This window comes from Peribacillus butanolivorans (assembly GCF_001273755.1).
GTDB lineage: Bacteria > Bacillota > Bacilli > Bacillales > DSM-1321 > Peribacillus > Peribacillus butanolivorans.
Map to the genome: position 1 here is coordinate 1658362 of NZ_LGYA01000001.1, position 17687 is coordinate 1676048.

Below are 17687 nucleotides of genomic sequence, written 5' to 3' on the forward strand. Positions count from 1 at the left end.
AATTGGAATGTTCCACTAGACTACCGAATATTGAAATTGAACCAAGTAATAGTTGGATGGGTAAACTACTTCAGAGTGGCAAACATGAAAAAAACGACGGAACGAATAGACACAAAGCTTCGCTCTAGAATTAGGGTCATCATATGGAAACAATGGAAAGTAGCGAAGAAACAAATTAAATCGCTTATTCAACTAGGAATTCCGGAGGAAGAAGCGAAAGGATTAACCTACTATCGAAAAGGTTACCGATTCATAGGAGTATCCAAAGTCGTCCAAAGAGCAATCTCAAACAAAAGACTAAAGCAGAGGGGAGTCCCCTCTGCTTTAGAACATTATCTAAAAGAGTACACACTGTGATATAAATTGAAACGCCGTATACGCGAACCGTACGTACGGTGTTGTGAGAGGGGCGAAAATAAACTTATTTTCCCCCTACTCGATTTATCGAGGCAGGTTTGTAAAAGAATGCAGGTACAAAGATTTTTCTGAAACTGAAAAAATAAAAATCTTGAGGGAGAGTAAAATGAAAGATATTCATGATGAAAGCACATGGCCCGTTTGGGCTAATGAGACAATAGACATTGTCGAACCAAATCCCAAGTGGGAAGAAAAAGGTAATCGGGAAAAAGCACTTCTTCTTAATCTTCTTTCAACTTTCGGCATAACGGAAATTCAACATTATGGAAGTACATCTATTCCTAATTTACCAGCTAAACCAATCATTGATTTAATGGCTAAAATTGATTCATTTAAAAAAATAAAAGAAATATCTACATTGTTAGCTAATCACGACTGGCATTATGTACCACCTAACATAGACAATCAACCTTGGCAAAGATTTTTTGTGAAAGTAATTAACGACAAACGAGCAGTACATTTACATATTTTACTTGAGGGAGAAGAACGGTGGGATAATCAGCTACTTTTTCGTGATTTATTACGGACTAATCAGCAGTTTATTGATGAATACGCTATTCTTAAAAGAAATTTAGCAAAAAAATATAGCAATGATCGTGAAGCGTACACTAAAGCAAAAACAGAATTTATCAATTATGTTCTTAAATCTAAGTTGCGAACTAATATAAGTTTGTGAAGAAATGTACCTCAACTAACGGGTGCGTTAGTTGAAGAAGAAACTTGTGCATACTTATATCGTGAAATGTCATGCGGAGGCGTGCAGATTGAAATGTAACAATATTTTCTCTTGAATCATTTTTGGTATAATATTTGGTAGATGAGAGGAATAATTTGAAGTTTGGCTATATGCGTGTTTCTTTGACCAAAATTTGTATCGTCAAAAGAAACAATTTGAAGAATGGCTTAGTTTTTGGTGAAATGTGGATTCCTATTGTTAGGAAATAAAAAGAGAAAAGGAGAGATGTAAATGTCCTATATCGTTGATTTTAAAAATGTTTCTACGGTTGGTTTAGAGTCTTCACCTGTAGTAGAAGCGCTTGCTGGTTTACGTGCTAATGAAGCCCGTTATTTTATGAACAAATACAAGCATGAATTTACGGTTGTAGCAGCTAGCGAAAGTCAGGAGAGCCTTGATTATGTGAACCGAATCTTGAAAGAAGAACGTGATATTGAGTTTGCGGCCAAACCTTTAGAAACGTCGCGTTTTCAATTGGAAAATATCAAATTTGCCTACGTCTTTTATGAGGATGGTCTTGAGGTCAATGTCATGTATACGGTTGATGACCCTAAGAAGCGGGCCGTTGGTTTTAAGCTTTCTGAGGGGATGGAGGTACCAAAGGAGTTAGAAGGGAAGTTTAAGTTTGCTAGGCAGAAGTCTAAACTAGCTGGAACAATTCGGGGCTCGTATTTTGTAATTAAAGGAGAATACTAAAGTAATCAAAAGCGCAAGTGGAGGAATCCAGCCATTGCGGTCTGTCTCATCAACGCTGGGATCAGGCCTATATGGATGCGTGGATGGAGAAACAATATTACTAATGATATGTCACAGAAGAATGTAATGAAATTGATTTTAAATCAACTGTAAAAGTAATTATTGAGATTAGTATGAAATACTAATTATCTAATGCAACTAACGCATACTTTAGAGCCATAAGAAGGCCGCCAATTGGCGGCCTTTTGAATGTATGATTCTTTCAATTATCATACATTCAAATTAGAGAAAAAATATCTTTATTCCACTTGATACCCATTTTATTACTATCAATTGGTATAATTAAACATATCTTAAGGAGGTAGATTATGTTTAAGAAAATCCTTATGTTATTCGGCTTATTAATCACTTTCATTGGTCTTTCTTCTTCCCAATCTGATTTAGCAAATGCGCCAGTAGATGAAGAAGTTATTCTATTACCTGGAAGTGAAACATTAGTTGAAGATGACATTGAAACAGCAAAAAAACAAAGAGAAAAAGCGATGCAAGACATGGCAGATCACCCTGAATTGGTTCAATTTGCAACTGAAATTGAATGAAAAAGGATTCCTTTATTGCAAAGGGGTTCTTTTTTTGTTCATTTCTCTTGTTGAACTATAGGGGCAGGATAGTTTAATAAAGAAAATAAAAATAAACCCCCTTCATTAAATGGTAAAATAAGTTAAAGGGGTGGGAGTAATGGAAAAATATTTTGGAGTTATTTCATTCGCTTTAATAATATTGGTGATTGGATTCTTTGGTATGGATGTATCTTTAATCATTAATCCTGAAGTCTCAACGTTTCGATTATTAATGATAACAGGAATTACTTTATCTTTGATTTTCGCTGGATTCAGCGAAAAGGGATATTGGAAAAGGGTATCTTTAGGTCTTAGTATTTTAGTTGGTTTATTTTACTTTATTGGTATTGAAGTAATGAGAATTTTATTTCAAGGGAACGGATTTTAATTTAAAAATATTTATTTAATAAAAAATTAAAGGGTGCTTTACTTCAATAACAGGGGTTGCTGCGGCAGTCTTTTTCTTATTGAACTATCGGGGCAGGTTAGTCGAAGAAGGAATTGAAGAAACAAAAAGAGGATAGGTACTGTTAATTAAAATGATTTTTATAGAAAGAAGGATTAATATGGCATATTGCAAAGTTCGCCAAGCTGAAATTTATTATGAAGATTTAGGGGAAGGTAAACCAATTTTAATGATACACGGTTATTCTCCGGACCATCGATTAATGAGTGGTTGTATGGAACCTATATTTACTAAGAGGGAGGGGTGGCGACGTATTTATATTGATCTACCTGGAATGGGATTAACAAAAGAATATAACGAAATAAGCAGTTCTGATGAAATGTTGAATGCTGTTTTAGATTTTATTCAAGCTGTAATTCCTAACCAAGAGTACGTAATTGCTGGGGAATCTTACGGTGGCTATATAGCTAGGGGCATTATTGAAAAGCATCAAGAACAAATACTCGGTGCAGCATTTATATGTCCTCTTATTATTCCTTTTAAAAAAAATATAACAGTTGAGAAACATAAAATATTGAGAAAAGATGAAAAGTTTATTGAAAATTTATCAAAGGGTGAATTAGAAGATTTTAGAAAAAACAACATTATACTTGATGAGTACACATGGTTAAGGTACAACAAAGAAATTCTAAGTGGTTGTAAAATTGGAGATGAAAAGTTTCTAAATAAGGTTAAGAATAAATATGGGTTTTCTTTTAAGATTGACCAGACTGATTTTATTAAACCCAGTGTATTCCTGTTAGGAAGACAAGACTCTTCGGTTGGATATAAAGATGCTCTTGACATAATAAACAAGTATCCACGAGGAACATTTGCTGTATTGGATATAGCAGGTCACAATTTACAAATTGATCAACCACAACTTTTTAGTACTCTATTAAATGAATGGTTGGATAGAATTGAAGAGTTCCAAAACTAATACTTACCGCAGTAAGTGAAGTTTGTGAAATATTGTACTTGAACTAACAGGTGCTTTACTTCAATAAGAGAGTTGCTTCTGCAGCTCTTTTTCTTATGGAACTAAAGGGGCAGGATAGTGGAAGAAGGTATTTATTGTTCAGATAAAGAATAGTATTCGGAAAAGGTTGATTTTTAAGGATTAAACAAACTAAATATCAGGAGGAAAAAATGGTTGATAATAGTTATGAGAAACAACAACTGAAAAAACTCAGGACTTATATTTATATCACGATAGCATTACTTTTTTCAATGATATTTATATTTGTTAGCATTTTATTTTTGTATTTTCCTATGATAGGCATTTTAGACGTTGTGTATTTTCCACCAAAACTCGCAATTTTTTCATTCTTAATTTCTATTGTATTTTCTGTTTTAGCCATAAAAAATCTCTTTGGTAAGATATTGTTAGTTTTAAACATATTTCTCATGCTATTTATGAATTTTTATGGACCATAAATAGATACAAGAAGACTAACTTAGGGTGTAATAGTCAGGCTGTTGTATAGACAGCCTTTTCTTAAGTAACAACGAAAGCAGCATTTCTGCAATAAATGAACTACTTTCTTCATTTGTAAATCGTCCATAATTGTGAAGTAATTCACTTAAACTCTTGAGATTCTATTGATCTATTGGGCAAGACACCTTGCCAAATAGACCAATAGATGAAGGAATTTAATAATCGATACCGGCAGCTTCAGCTAAATATTCAATTAGATGAAGGGCGCGCATTGATTGTGTGAGTCCTTCACGATCAATACCAAGTTTCATCTGTAATAGGCAGCCAGGATTTGTTGTAATAATAACAGCTGCCTCTGTGGCTTTCGTGTGCTTCATTTTCTCATCAAGAATCTGCATGGATGAATCATAGTTTACAATATTATAAATGCCTGCAGATCCACAGCACATATCAGCCTGATCCATTTCAATAAGTCGTATTCCAGGCACTTTTTTCAATAATTCGACTGGTTCTTGCGTTACTTTTTGAACGTTAGTCATATGGCAAGAGCGCTGATAAGTAACTCTCTCGCCAACTCGGGCTGCTATCTCTGGTAATCCGCATTCAACAAGAATTTGGCTGATATCTTTTGACTTTGCTGAAAAAGCTCTTGCTCTGTCTGCCCATTCGCTGTCATCTGAAAGTAAATGACCGTATTCATATAACATGGCGCCGCATCCTCCAGCATTATTGACAATAAAATCAGCTTCCACTTTTTCAAAAGCCAGAATGTTTTGTTTCGCAAGATTGCGTGCTTCATCCATTTCTCCAGAATGGGCGTGCAGTGCGCCGCAGCATGTTTGTTTCGGTACAACGACAACATCACAGCCCGCTTCTGAAAGAAGCTTAATGGATAATTGGTTAATGTGGTGGAACATCGCATCCATAATACAACCGGTGAAAAAGGCTACTATATATTTCGGATTCAATTTTGCTTTCACTTCTGTCAGGGCACGCCCTCGTTCCACCGGTGAAACGGGTTCCGGCATGATTGCTTCGAAGGCACCAAGATTATTAGGTAGCTTTTTCATAATACCTGATGAACGAGCCGCTTTTTGCAGCCCACTTTTTTTGTATAGCCAAATGGAGTGTCCAGTGACATTCATCATCGTCCTACTTGGGAAAACCTTTTTCAGCATAGATTTTCGGAGTAGCCGCACGGGTATAGAAAAGGTTTTGCGTTTGACAAGTGCTGCGCGAGTGGCTTCTAAAATGGAACCATATTCTACACCTGTCGGGCAGGCTGTTTCGCACGCCCTGCAGCCTAAACACAAATCGAATGGTTCTTCGAGAACAGATAAGTCGGTAATTTTTCCTTCACCGACCATTTTCACTAAGTTAATTCGACCACGTGGTGAATGTGTCTCTTTTCCGAATGTTGTATAAGTCGGACACACAGGCAAACAATAGCCGCATTGGACGCAGTTATTTGTTTTGTCGTATTGAAATTCTTCTCTTAACTGTTTAAGTGATGTTTCCATGTTAGCTCAACTCCAATTTTTGTCCCGGTTCAGGGAAAATTTTCCCTGGGTTCATAATGTTATTTGGATCCCATACTTCTTTAATCCGTTTCATAATATCGAGGCCGGCTGCCCCTAGCTCCATTTCCATAAAGGGAGCTTTCATCATTCCAATGCCATGCTCGCCGGACAAGGTTCCGCCAAGCTCAATGGCCGCCATAAAAATTTCCGAAACAGCTAGTTCAACGCGGCTCATTTCTTCTTTATCCGTTTTATCACAAATAATGTTAGGATGAAGGTTACCATCACCTGCATGCCCAAAAACAACGAGATGAACACCATACTTGTCTCTTATTTTCTGCAGTCTTTCACACATTTCAGGAATTTTGCTGCGAGGAACGGTGGCGTCTTCTGAAATTTTCGTTGGCTTAATCCGAACAATGGCCGGAGATACGAGCTTTCGTGCTCTCCATAGTTCCGATTCTTCGACTTTGTCCTTTGGAATTCTAACTTCTCTTGCTCCTACGGAACGACATAATTCAGATGCCTGGGCAACTTCTTCTTGCAAAGCAAGTGGATGGCCATCCATTTCAATTAAAATAAGTGCAGCCGCATCAACAGGTAAGCCAAGTGGCTCAAACTGTTCAACTGCTACAATGGATGCCTGATCCATCAATTCCATTTTTGAAGGGAAAATACCGGCAGAAAGAATTTTGGAAATCGCACTTCCTGCATCTACTAAACTATCAAAAATAACCATTATTGTTGCAGTAGCTTTCGGTTTAGGAATGAGTCTGAGCACTGCTTTCGTAATGATGCCGAGTGTACCTTCTGATCCGACAATCAGCTTTGTTAAGTCGTATCCGGTCACATTCTTAACGGTACTCCCTCCTGTTTTTATGAGTTCTCCTTCAGGTGTAATCACTTCAAGGCCAATAACATAATCTTTCGTTACGCCGTATTTCAGCCCCCTCGGCCCTCCAGAGTTTTCAGCTAAATTGCCGCCAATTGTCGAGACGTGAGAACTGCTTGGGTCAGGTGGATACATAAATCCTTTTTGTTCAGCTGCTTTATGTATATTCGATGTCAAAACACCAGGAGAAACCACTGCTACAAGGTCCTCTTCGTGAATTTCCAGAATATCATTCATCACAGATAAATCGAGGACGATGCCCCCTTTAACCGGAAGCGGCCCGCCACTTAAACTAGTAGACTGACCCCGTGGATAAAGAGGGATTTTCTCCCGATTCGCAAACTTCACGAGGGATACTAGCTCTTCTGTACTTTTTGTCTGAATGACGAGGTCCGGCAAATACGTCCCGAATGAAGCATCGAATGAATAGCTAAAGCGGTCACTTTCATCTGTATAGACTTTTCCCGTTTTTATAATTGCATCGATTTCCTGAATGTGATTGGCGGTTATTACTTTCATTTCATTATCATCCTTTCTGTTTTGCTATACTGTATAATCCTGTAAAAATAAACTTAATTTTTTCTCGGCGTTTCTTAAATGAATCTGGCATTGAAGTTTAGCCAATTCGGGCTCTTCTGCTTCAATTGCCAGAAGAATGCTTTGATGTTCATCGTAGACTGCTTTACTTTTTCGTTTTAATTGTTCGTTTGGACGAAGAGTAATGTTTAACGCTTTTTCATAGAGAGTAGATAAGCTTTCAAGCGTTTGAATCATAATCGGATTTTGCGTAGCCTTAATAATGGAACTGTGAAATTCTATATCAGAATGGATGGCGGTAGTACCTTTTTCAATAGATTCTTCTTCCATTCTTTTTAAAATATTCTTCATTTGGTCAAGGCATTTTGGTGTACGTCTTAGGGCAGCTAAATAGGCCGCTTCAGGCTCCAGAATCTTTCGCATCTCAAATAGATACTTAATATTTTCAACATCATCTCTTTCTACTTGTATGCGATGTATGAATGTTGAACTTGTCGTTTCTTCCACATAGCTTCCGCCTCCTTGACGGGAGTTAATGACACCAGCAGCACGCAGCATGCTTAATGCCTCGCGTATGGGTGCTCTGCTTACAGAAAAATGAGCCGTTAACTCCTTTTCCGTTGGCAGCTTAGAACCTGGACGGAACTGCCCTGTTTCAATCATGTTTAATAATTCACGGGAGATCATTTGAGAAACACTTTCTTTTTGGGACAAAATAATCTATCACCTTTCATGTTTTATCTCAATAGAGAAGTATAAAAGCTAAAAATTTGCATTATGAATTTAAATTTGTATGACATATTTATGGAATGTATTGAGATTTTATTCTAATTTGGGGAAATATCAATTCGAAAGCGCTTTCAATTTGTTTATAATAAAGAAAAGCCTTTAATTAAACTACAAAAAAGCGAATATTTGTATTACAAATATTGTATAAAAAACTGTTGAGTTAATCAAGAGTTTTCTTTAATGACTACAACCTGGTTTCGCAAACTGTAAAACTTAATAATAAAAGGGAAGTACTTTTGAAACTTTACTGATGTAAAAGGGTACTTTTAAGTTGTTTTCAGTCCTCAATTAATGGAATGTTATTTAGCTTATTCTCATTAACAAATAAATTGAGGTTTTTGTTTTTAAATATTTGCATTTATGAGTGAGCGACATGAGCAATGCAACTATGTTTAGAAAGACTGACGACTAGAAAAGTGACAAGACGAATTGTACCATTTCTTATTGTCTTGTATGTAATCGCATTCATTGAAAGAGCGAATTTAGGTTATGCGGCTTTGGACATGAACGAGGCACTGGCACTGACAAGCCAGATGTTTGGAATCGTTTCTGGTATTTTCTTTATCAGCTATTTCTTGTTTGAAATTCCAAGCAATGTGATGCAGGAAAAGTCCGGGGCGCGAAAATGGATTGCACGTATTCTCGTTACGTGGGGAGACGTGGTAGCGTTGACATAAATAAAAAAACATTTCATTGCATAAAAATACAAAATAATATATTTTTATAATAAACATTCTAAGATCTAAAAGGAGATAAGATATGGATATTTATCATGCAGTAACCAGTGATGTTAAATATATTTATAATTTAATACAAATTCAGGCTGAACAAGGAGTAGTTTTGCCTCGTACAAAATTATCACTATATCAACATTTACAATGTATGTATGTCATGAAAGAGGATAATAAAATACTTGGGGTTGCCGGATTACATGTTTTAGGTCAGGACCTAGCAGAGGTACGTTCATTAGTCGTAGATCCAAATCATTCTGGTCAAGGTATAGGTCGTAAATTAGTTAATCATATTATAAATGAAGCTTCACGACTTGAAATTAGCAGATTAATATCATTAACATACGAAACGGAGTTTTTTAAAAAATGTAACTTTGAAATTATTTCAAAGGATACTTTGCCAGAAAAAGTGTGGATTGATTGTATGAATTGCCCCAAGTTTAACTCTTGTGATGAAGTTGCAATGATTAATTATATTGGATAAAAAAATTATCATCGAGTCCATGGCTGTCATGAATAAAGGCGGATTACACATTTCCGTTCATGGTATTTTAAGGAGAAAGCACCTTATGGTAAGTGGTTAGAAAGAGAGGATGGAATACGGGAGAGATAAGTATCTTTAAGTAAAATATGTATTTATAGCTTTAAAATATAAAAAGTAAAGGTTACGAGAGAGATATTTGAGACAAATAATTGTAACTTTAAACAAACACTTTAACTCTCTAGAAAGATATATATTTGATTTGGGAAATATAATTAAAGAACTAAATTTAGATGAAAAACCAAATAAGCAGGTTGATTCATATATTTATGAGGAATTTAGAGATAAAACTCAATTTATTGAAAATAAAATATTGAATTTAATGGGTGATATGCAAAGCGACTCTATTTCGTACAACAAATTTAAAAGAGCACTTGTAAAACGAAACATTGAAGTAAAACAATTAATAGGGAAAATTCTAGAAGAATTATCAAAGTTGCTTAATGAAATGAATACTATGAGAAACTGGGGACTGCACGAACCAGAATCACTTTTAAACGCACATTTAGAAAATATCAAAGAATTTTGGCCAAAGGAAGAATTAGATTGGTATTTTAATAATTTCAATCCTATACACGTACCCATATTTGAAAAATATGAAGGTAAATGGATTATTAGTTTATTATGAGAGTTGTAAAGGAAACTTAGAATATTATAAAGCCATTTACGAATATATTTTCTAAAGACTATAGGTTATTATCCGGTGAAGAAGATATAAAAATTAATTTAAAGAAGATAAAAGTGCGTCCTTTTGAATTAGAAATAAAATTGCCTAATACATCTCTTGAAATGCAAAAAAATCAAAATAATCCAAAATAAAGTATTTTGAGAAGAATTTATAAAGAAACGAACACATGTTCCTTTCAAAAATAACCATAGGAAAGTTCTATTTAGAAAATATAGTAACTGTAGCTCTTATTTAAATGGAAAATCAATAAATTAAGTGATCAAATAGTAACCTGATTTGTTTCTGAACTCAACCAATCAGGTTACATAACCCCACCAGCATCTCTTGTGTTGCCACATACACTCCGCATTGTGAAGCGGTCGCGTGGTTGGAGTTGGTATAATAGAAAAGCAGTTGATATAGAAAAAATCTATACCATCTGCTTTTTTGTTTATAAAAATACCATTCAGGACCGATTTTCGTTAAAATAGACATTGCCGATTGTTTTTCACAAATTATAAATGTCCAAATGTACTTGTGTTTGATAATAAGTTATTAAGCATGATATAAGTGTAAAAGAAGTGGAACATTTGCCTTTATATTTTTTGACGGAGAGTTTGAAGTTGTATCCATAGTGAGAGGATTTGAGTTTGAAATGATAGATAATTTTTGGCGTGATTTACCACGACCATTTTTTGTACTTGCACCAATGGAAGATGTGACAGATGTTGTTTTTCGTCACGTAGTAAGTGAAGCCGGTCGACCGGATGTATTTTTCACAGAGTTTACAAACTCGGATAGCTATTGTCATCCAGAGGGCATGAAAAGTGTGCGTGGCCGTTTGATTTTTACAGAAGATGAACAGCCAATGGTGGCACATATTTGGGGGGATAATCCCGAATATTTCCGTCAAATGAGTATTGGCATGGCAGAGCTAGGATTTAAAGGCATCGATATTAATATGGGCTGCCCTGTACCGAATGTGGCATCGAGAGGGAAAGGTAGTGGCCTTATTCTGCGTCCAAACGTTGCGGCAGAACTTATTCAAGCAGCAAAAGCGGGCGGACTGCCTGTCAGCGTGAAAACACGACTTGGCTATGAGGATGTAAATGAGTGGGAGGAGTGGCTAACGCATATTTTAAAACAGGATATTGCGAACCTTTCTATTCATTTACGTACAAGAAAGGAAATGAGCCAAGTAGATGCGCATTGGGAGCTAATTCCGGAAATCAAAAAATTACGTGACCGTATCGCACCAAATACGCTACTAACAATCAATGGAGACATTCCTGACCGTCAAACTGGGCTGCAGCTTGCTGAACAATATGGTATTGATGGCGTTATGATCGGGCGAGGTATTTTTAAAAATCCTTTTGCTTTTGAAAAAGAGCCAAGAGAGCATAGCAGTAAAGAATACCTTGATCTTTTAAGACTGCAGCTTGATCTTCAAGATCAATATGCGGAAGCACTGCCACGTTCAATCACAGGGCTTCATCGCTTTTTCAAAATTTATGTCAAAGGATTCCGTGGAGCTGGTGAATTAAGAAATCAATTGATGAACACGAAATCAACAGATGAAGTGCGTGCATTGCTTGATAACTTTGGAAAAGAATGTTGATGGGACGGGGACAGTGAAATGATGTAACTCTCAAAAAGTTAGAGAAAAAATGAATCACATCAACTCATGTGTACTTATTTTATTCAGTTTCAAGTTCCTTTGCAGCCGGCAACTTTTGTTTTGATACAGTCTGTTTTCTAGAATGTAATAAACCCACCAGCACCCTTGTGATGCCACATACACTCTGCACATGAGGAGTGCTAGATGTTTCTAGCGAATGTTTTTTCCACTCAACCGAAACCTGCTGCAAAATTGAAGAAATAAAGAATAGAAAATGATTAGGATTCTATCTCAATTATAGGATTTTTTTGGATTAACTAGGTGGAACCGTACCATAAGTATCGATTCTTAGATCAATATTTCCTTTAATCAGAAACATTGTTCTTGATAAGTTCTTTTGCAATTGTCCGCTTGATTTTTAGAGGTAAGCACCTAGTCCTATTTTTAAAAGAAGTATCAAAGAACAACTCAACGTTCTTGATACTTCTTTCTTCAATTTTATTTGAAAGATTAACTATAATCTCGTTTATTCTGCCATGGAATGATTTTTGTTTTTTGTTCTATTGGAGGTACCATAGGAAGCATACCAAGGCGTTCGTAGCTTCTCTCTTATGCTGGTTTCTTTTGTTTTTGGTCTAAGCGATGACTTAGGAAAGTTAGAAGACTTGCAAAGATAGCAACCAGCCCACCGACCAATGTCACATTCATCAAATTTCCCTGATGGTAAACAATTCCGCCTAATGCGGAACCAAAGGCGATACCGACATTACTTGCTACTGGCATCAGTGAAGCAGCTAGTCCTGTAGCTTTTGGTTGATAAATAACGGCAAGGTCTATCAAATAAAGCTGGGTAGATGTTGTTAAAAGGATAGCCATTAATGACATCAAGCTAATATTAACCAATCCAAAGATAAAATTATCTGTCGTCCAATATAAACTGATCAGAACAATTGCTTGTACGAGAAAAACAAACCGGAGGCGTCCGATAGCATTGTAGCTGGCAATTTTACCAGCGAGTATGTTGCTGAAAATGGAAATAAATCCGTAGCCAAACAAGATCAAACTGATTGAACTACTCGGTGCTTCCATTCCTTTTAGGATCGGAACAAGATACGTATAAACGGCATACGTTGCTCCAAATCCAAGAGATGGAATGAAAAAAGCCATTAAGATTCGTGGGTGTGTTAACAAAGAAAATTGCTCACGCATTGAACTGCGGAATGTACTGTGCATAGTAGGCAAAATGAAGAAAGATGCCAAAAACGCAATTCCACCGAGAAAAGTAGTTAACAGGAAGGTTGCATTCCAGTCGTACCAATCAGCGATGACAGTGCCTATTGGTACTCCAATTACGTTTGCAAGAGTAAAACCACCGAAAACGAATGATATAGCAAGTCCACGTTTTGCGATTGGTATGGTTTCACTTGCAACAATCATGGAAAGCGAAATTAAAACTCCTGTTACAATCGCAGTCATCATCCGAAGTACAAGGAGCATGATGTAGCTCGTCGAAATCACGCACAAAGCATTCAGGATGATGAACGAACCTATCAAAAACAACATCCATTTACGCTTTGGAAAATGGCTTGTTGTCGACATCACGAGTGGTGTGGCAATGGCAAACGTAATCGCAAACGCAGAAACGAGTGTACCTGCTTTTGCATTTGTTATATGGAGACTCGAGGAAATATCGGTTAAGATCCCGATTATAACAAATTCGCTTGTCCCGAGAACAAATGTTAATAAAGTAAGTGTTAAGATGAGTAGCCAATGTCGCTTGGATAATTCTGTAGCGTGCATAAATACCTCTTTTCTTAGATGAATGTAAATGTGTCACAGGGTAGATAAACAATCGTACTATCATACCATAAAACACTTTTACGAGGAAACCCCTTGCTTAGTTATCGTTGATTATCTCTTTAAAAATTGATTAACGTTAAAAAGTACATTTTATAGAAACATCATATAGATATAACTTGATTTTAAAAAGTTCTCGATATCCATAAAAATACCAATTATATTTTACCCGCTTGATGATCATTATAAATAAAGAAGAAGGGGCTAGTGATTACGTATGATTCACATCATATAGTAAATGAGGTGTCAGTTAAAGACGTTTAACTTAACTACTAGAAGCTTCATTAAAAAATCGTTTCGAGCAAGGAGATGGTTCGCTTGCACGTAAAAGCAGAAAACTCATTCAATAATTGTCATTTATGCTTTGAAAGTTGAGGAAACTTTTAAGATATAGGGGATGGTTGCTTTGGATGGAAAACTCTAGTCAGATACCCGTATTTACTCTAATGTAGATGAGGTGTTTATCGCAGAGAATTTATGCTAATTCGAAATGAAGCAAACCCCTTTTTTCAGACAGGGTGCAACTTTCCGTTGCATCCTGTTTTTATGTGTGTTCTTTTCTTGTTATTACTAGGGTGAGTTATAACCAACATTGTTAAATCTTTTTCGCGTTGCGGCTGTTTTAACTCAAAGTAGAGATAAAAACACAGGGTGAGTGGGAAATCAACATAACTCGCTTTTAAAATTTTGATAATTACTTATACTGGTGTCGTTGGCTTGAGTTAAATAAAAACTTGGCATTTGAAAATCGGGTAGAACAAATGCTTATTTTAGCTTGTCAAAAATCTAACTATTTCACAGTAGAATCATTAAAAGAAAACAAAAATCACCTGTTTCAGCGACTATAAGTAGGAGAGGAACTTCTCTTTCCAGTTCCATTCTTTATTCCTTCTATGTACTTATGTCCCCCTTTACTCGTTTATTGTTTCATTTTACCGTTACCTGTTATGTACAAAAAAAAATTCAAAACGGATTAATAAGGAAAAGCATAAGGGTAACAAGATGATAAAAATATAATACTCTAATATCAGGAAGAAAACATAAATCAAACAAAAAGGATGGGATCCTGATGGTTGATGAAAATAAGCAAAAAAACAAACGGGAACAATGGAAAAAGAAAGTTATGGATAATCTGAAGAGGGAAGCTGTCAAAAATATCATAGCAAGAACGGGAGACCTAGCAAGATTAGATGCTAAAGTCAATAATACTTACACTGTATACATCAAGGATGGAAGGATGATAAAGCAACCTACAAATGGGAAGTGTGTTGTTATTAATGGAAAAATCCAAAATTAAAATTTGTGAAGGAATAGAGAATACACATTATAGAAGGCGAAGGTATATAGCGGTTGGACCACGGTAATTGGTGCAAGGTCATAACAAAGTTTATAGTGCTAACATGTATGGTAAGCTTTCTGGAGACAAGATAGTGTATAGAATTCGAGGTCCTTACTTTTATGAAGCTCTAATTTGATTAGATTTGGTACATTTGAGTGTGCAACGAGCAGATCGAACTAGAAACCCACATACAGGAGAAGAAATACAAATTGGTGCTTCCAAGGTTTACTGCTTTTAAACCGGATAAGGAAAAGAGACGGTTAAAAATAAAAAAGTAGTATAGCGTAAAAAAATACTCTGGGATGAGATATTCTCCAGAGTATTTTTTTTCTTTATGTAAAGTTAGGTTTTATACTTTCGCATCTGTTTTCACATAGATAAGTGCTACGGGTAAAATGCAAAACACTTTTAAGTGAGCTTGAGAGATGCACCTATTTTTACAGAATGAGAGGAGGGAAGGGATGTAGTGGGAGGGGATGTTACTGAACCCTTTTGATAAATGTCGAAAAACTTTGCACCACAAATAACAATGGTGTGGAAAGTGACCACTGTGTGATATCAGCCATTATGAAGAAATTCCAATATAATAGTTAATTCTCGAACTTCGTTAGCTACATAGTTTAAACACCAAATTTTAAAAATGTTGTCTCTAATAAAATAGAATCCCATTAATACTTTAGTCAATTTGCTCTGTTGAGTGCAAAATCATTAAAAAACATAACTGATCGTTTATCTTGTATTAACCATTAAAAGTAGTATTATGATTTAGGTACGAATGTTAAGGAGGCACAACTATGAAACAAATTTCTCGAACAAATACAGCTTTACTGCTTATATTTCTTGTAGTTGTGTGGGGCGTTAATTGGCCATTATCTAAAATGGCGCTGAATTATACACCACCAATATTATTTGCGGGAACAAGAACTATATTGGGTGGTCTGATTTTACTAATTTTTGCTCTACCGAGATATAAAAAACTTCGCTTTAAAAAAACATGGCATTTTTACCTAATTTCTGCTTCTCTAAACATTATTCTCTTTTACGGCCTTCAAACGGTAGGTCTTGGTTTTGCACCTGCGGGATTATTTTCGGCCATTGTGTTCATTGAGCCAGTTTTACTTGGAGTTTTCTGTTGGATTTGGCTAGGGGAATCGATGTATGGATTAAAAATTATTGGATTAATTCTTGGCTTCGCAGGTGTTGCTATTATAAGTGCAGGAGGATTTACAGGTAATGTTTCAGCGATTGGAATTATTCTAGCCCTTGGCTCTGCTTTATCCTGGGGGTTAGGTACTGTTTTTATTAAGAAAACAGGTGATCGTGTAGACTCAATTTGGATGGTTACATTACAACTTATTATGGGAGGCATTTTTTTATTAAGTGTAGGCTCCAGCGTTGAAAGCTGGTCAAATATCCAGTGGGAATTGCCATTTATTATAAATTTATTATTCATCTCTATCTTTGTAATTGCATTTGGGTGGCTTGCATTCTTTACACTTGTAGGTTCAGGAGAAGCGAGCAAAGTAGGTTCATTTACGTTCCTTATCCCGCTTATTGCAATCCTTTGCAGTTCTTTTATGTTGCATGAAAAAATTACACTAAATTTATTAGTTGGCCTTTTATTTATCTTGATTAGTATTTTGTTTGTAAACATAAAACTAAAATCACAGACATTACCAGACTCAAATTTATAAAATAAGGCTGTTTTCTAAAATATTATAATTTGATTACGATCTAGATCGGTCGCTTTATACATATAAAATGCCATTAGGTCAAATATCGTTATGGACACATATCCGAGTTTGATTATATGGATGATCAAACCAGTTTAGTCTTATTGGCAGACTTGGCTAATACTTTCCCATTTATTTCTTAGGGTGAGATTATGTAAAAAGTTGGAGTTATCCGAGCTATTGGTCGGAAAAACAACAATAAAGATTAAGATTTTTTATATTATAAAATAAACCTCGTTAGAATATGTGTAGTTTTCTTTAACCATATTTTGCTAAGAAAATGTTAATTATACTAATCGTTAATAAAAAAAACCACTCTTTAAAAAAGAGTGGATTTTTTATATTTATTTGTTTTATTGCGTAAATCTGTCACTTCTATGCTCTCTACAATACATTTCATGACAAAGGTCTGTTTTTCTATAGCATCTTTATGATTTACAAACAGAATCTCTTCTAATTATAAGGGGATCTTAAATTGTCCCTTTTGCTTCCGATCAAGATTAGCGATATAGGAACTCATCAGCTTCATGGAAAACTGAAAGATCGGGCTTTGAATAAAGGTATATGCAAACGTCATAATAAACACTGGACCGCCAAGGATGAAGCCGATAATCAAGATGAGGCTCTCGACAGCGATTCTTGCACGGCTGACCGATAACCCGGTTTTTTCCGAAACGGAAAGCATGAAACCATCCCGAGGACCGGCCCCGATTCCCGCAGCCACATAGATTCCTCCGCCAATGCCGGATATGATGATACCCATCAACAAGATGAATAGATTTAACCACCAATGCTCCGTTTCATGAGGAAGAATGTTGAGATGCAAGAAGAAATCCATAATCGGGCCGATTGACAAGGCATTTAGAAAGGTACCAATGCTAATATGCTTCCTATCAACGACGCAGGCGATTAGCACAAGTACTAAGCCGCATATGACACTCCACGTCCCAATCGTGAACCCGAACCGTTGGAACAGGGCGACGTTTAAAACCTCCCATGGATGCAGCCCCAAGGATTGAACATTCACCGCAATCGCATTTCCTAATCCAAAGAAAATTAAACCAAGAAAAAAAATAAAATACCGTAATAAAAGAAATCTCATCTCTTCACC

The 17687-nt window shown here is 35.8% G+C and carries 18 protein-coding genes; 12 read left to right on the forward strand and 6 right to left on the reverse strand.

Going from position 1 to position 17687, the window contains the following annotated elements:
• The 6 genes from AKG34_RS07920 to AKG34_RS07945 form a co-directional block, all read left to right on the forward strand.
• Positions 1-357, forward strand: a 357-nt coding sequence (locus AKG34_RS07920) for a group II intron maturase-specific domain-containing protein (RefSeq protein ID WP_330219144.1), incomplete at its 5' end; no start/stop codon positions are given.
• Between the two features lie 166 nt (positions 358-523).
• Positions 524-1093: a GrpB family protein gene (locus AKG34_RS07925; RefSeq protein ID WP_053345581.1), complete on the forward strand. Its 570-nt coding sequence runs from the start codon at positions 524-526 to the stop codon at positions 1091-1093.
• 291 nt (positions 1094-1384) lie between these two features.
• Positions 1385-1849 (forward strand): DUF8821 family protein, encoded by a 465-nt coding sequence (locus AKG34_RS07930; RefSeq protein ID WP_053345582.1) that lies wholly within the window; start codon positions 1385-1387, stop codon positions 1847-1849.
• Between the two features lie 368 nt (positions 1850-2217).
• On the forward strand, positions 2218-2448 hold the full coding sequence (locus AKG34_RS07935; RefSeq protein WP_053345583.1) for a hypothetical protein: 231 nt from the start codon (positions 2218-2220) through the stop codon (positions 2446-2448).
• 139 nt (positions 2449-2587) lie between these two features.
• Positions 2588-2857: a hypothetical protein gene (locus AKG34_RS07940; RefSeq protein WP_053345584.1), complete on the forward strand. Its 270-nt coding sequence runs from the start codon at positions 2588-2590 to the stop codon at positions 2855-2857.
• A gap of 178 nt (positions 2858-3035) precedes the next feature.
• Entirely contained in the window at positions 3036-3854 is an 819-nt protein-coding gene (locus AKG34_RS07945) for an alpha/beta fold hydrolase (RefSeq protein WP_053345585.1), read from the forward strand.
• A 262-nt stretch (positions 3855-4116) separates the two neighbouring features.
• On the opposite strand, the gene AKG34_RS27900 is transcribed toward AKG34_RS07945, so the two are convergent.
• From AKG34_RS27900 to AKG34_RS07965, 4 genes are all read right to left on the reverse strand, one after another.
• A complete protein-coding gene (locus AKG34_RS27900) occupies positions 4117-4275 on the reverse strand; it encodes a hypothetical protein (RefSeq protein WP_157444014.1) in 159 nt (52 codons plus the stop codon).
• A 292-nt stretch (positions 4276-4567) separates the two neighbouring features.
• A complete protein-coding gene (locus tag AKG34_RS07955) occupies positions 4568-5872 on the reverse strand; it encodes a (Fe-S)-binding protein (protein ID WP_053345587.1) in 1305 nt (434 codons plus the stop codon).
• Position 5873: 1 nt separating this feature from the next.
• Complete coding sequence (locus AKG34_RS07960; protein ID WP_053345588.1) at positions 5874-7283, reverse strand: FAD-binding oxidoreductase; 1410 nt, start codon at positions 7281-7283, stop codon at positions 5874-5876.
• A 24-nt stretch (positions 7284-7307) separates the two neighbouring features.
• Complete coding sequence (locus AKG34_RS07965) at positions 7308-8015, reverse strand: FadR/GntR family transcriptional regulator (RefSeq protein WP_053345589.1); 708 nt, start codon at positions 8013-8015, stop codon at positions 7308-7310.
• Between the two features lie 455 nt (positions 8016-8470).
• On the opposite strand from AKG34_RS07965, the gene AKG34_RS07970 reads away from it, so the two are divergent.
• From AKG34_RS07970 to AKG34_RS07985, 4 genes are all read left to right on the forward strand, one after another.
• Positions 8471-8767, forward strand: coding sequence for an MFS transporter (locus AKG34_RS07970; protein WP_053345590.1), 297 nt, complete (start codon positions 8471-8473; stop codon positions 8765-8767).
• Between the two features lie 82 nt (positions 8768-8849).
• Entirely contained in the window at positions 8850-9305 is a 456-nt protein-coding gene (locus AKG34_RS07975) for an N-acetyltransferase (RefSeq protein WP_053345591.1), read from the forward strand.
• A 196-nt stretch (positions 9306-9501) separates the two neighbouring features.
• Entirely contained in the window at positions 9502-9990 is a 489-nt protein-coding gene (locus tag AKG34_RS07980) for a hypothetical protein (protein ID WP_053345592.1), read from the forward strand.
• A 694-nt stretch (positions 9991-10684) separates the two neighbouring features.
• Positions 10685-11647 (forward strand): tRNA dihydrouridine synthase, encoded by a 963-nt coding sequence (locus AKG34_RS07985; protein ID WP_053345593.1) that lies wholly within the window; start codon positions 10685-10687, stop codon positions 11645-11647.
• 609 nt (positions 11648-12256) lie between these two features.
• On the opposite strand, the gene AKG34_RS07990 is transcribed toward AKG34_RS07985, so the two are convergent.
• Positions 12257-13447 (reverse strand): MFS transporter, encoded by a 1191-nt coding sequence (locus AKG34_RS07990; RefSeq protein WP_053345594.1) that lies wholly within the window; start codon positions 13445-13447, stop codon positions 12257-12259.
• A gap of 1126 nt (positions 13448-14573) precedes the next feature.
• Between AKG34_RS07990 and AKG34_RS28270 the strand changes: the two genes are divergently transcribed.
• Both AKG34_RS28270 and AKG34_RS08000 read left to right on the forward strand, forming a co-directional pair.
• Positions 14574-14801 carry a hypothetical protein gene (locus AKG34_RS28270; RefSeq protein ID WP_053345595.1) on the forward strand — a complete coding sequence of 76 codons (228 nt, stop codon included), beginning with the start codon at positions 14574-14576 and terminating at the stop codon, positions 14799-14801.
• An 836-nt stretch (positions 14802-15637) separates the two neighbouring features.
• Positions 15638-16537 (forward strand): DMT family transporter, encoded by a 900-nt coding sequence (locus AKG34_RS08000; protein WP_053345596.1) that lies wholly within the window; start codon positions 15638-15640, stop codon positions 16535-16537.
• Between the two features lie 496 nt (positions 16538-17033).
• Here AKG34_RS08000 and AKG34_RS08005 read toward each other — a convergent pair whose 3' ends face one another.
• Entirely contained in the window at positions 17034-17678 is a 645-nt protein-coding gene (locus AKG34_RS08005; protein WP_053345597.1) for a YczE/YyaS/YitT family protein, read from the reverse strand.
• Between the last annotated feature and the right edge of the window lie 9 nt (positions 17679-17687).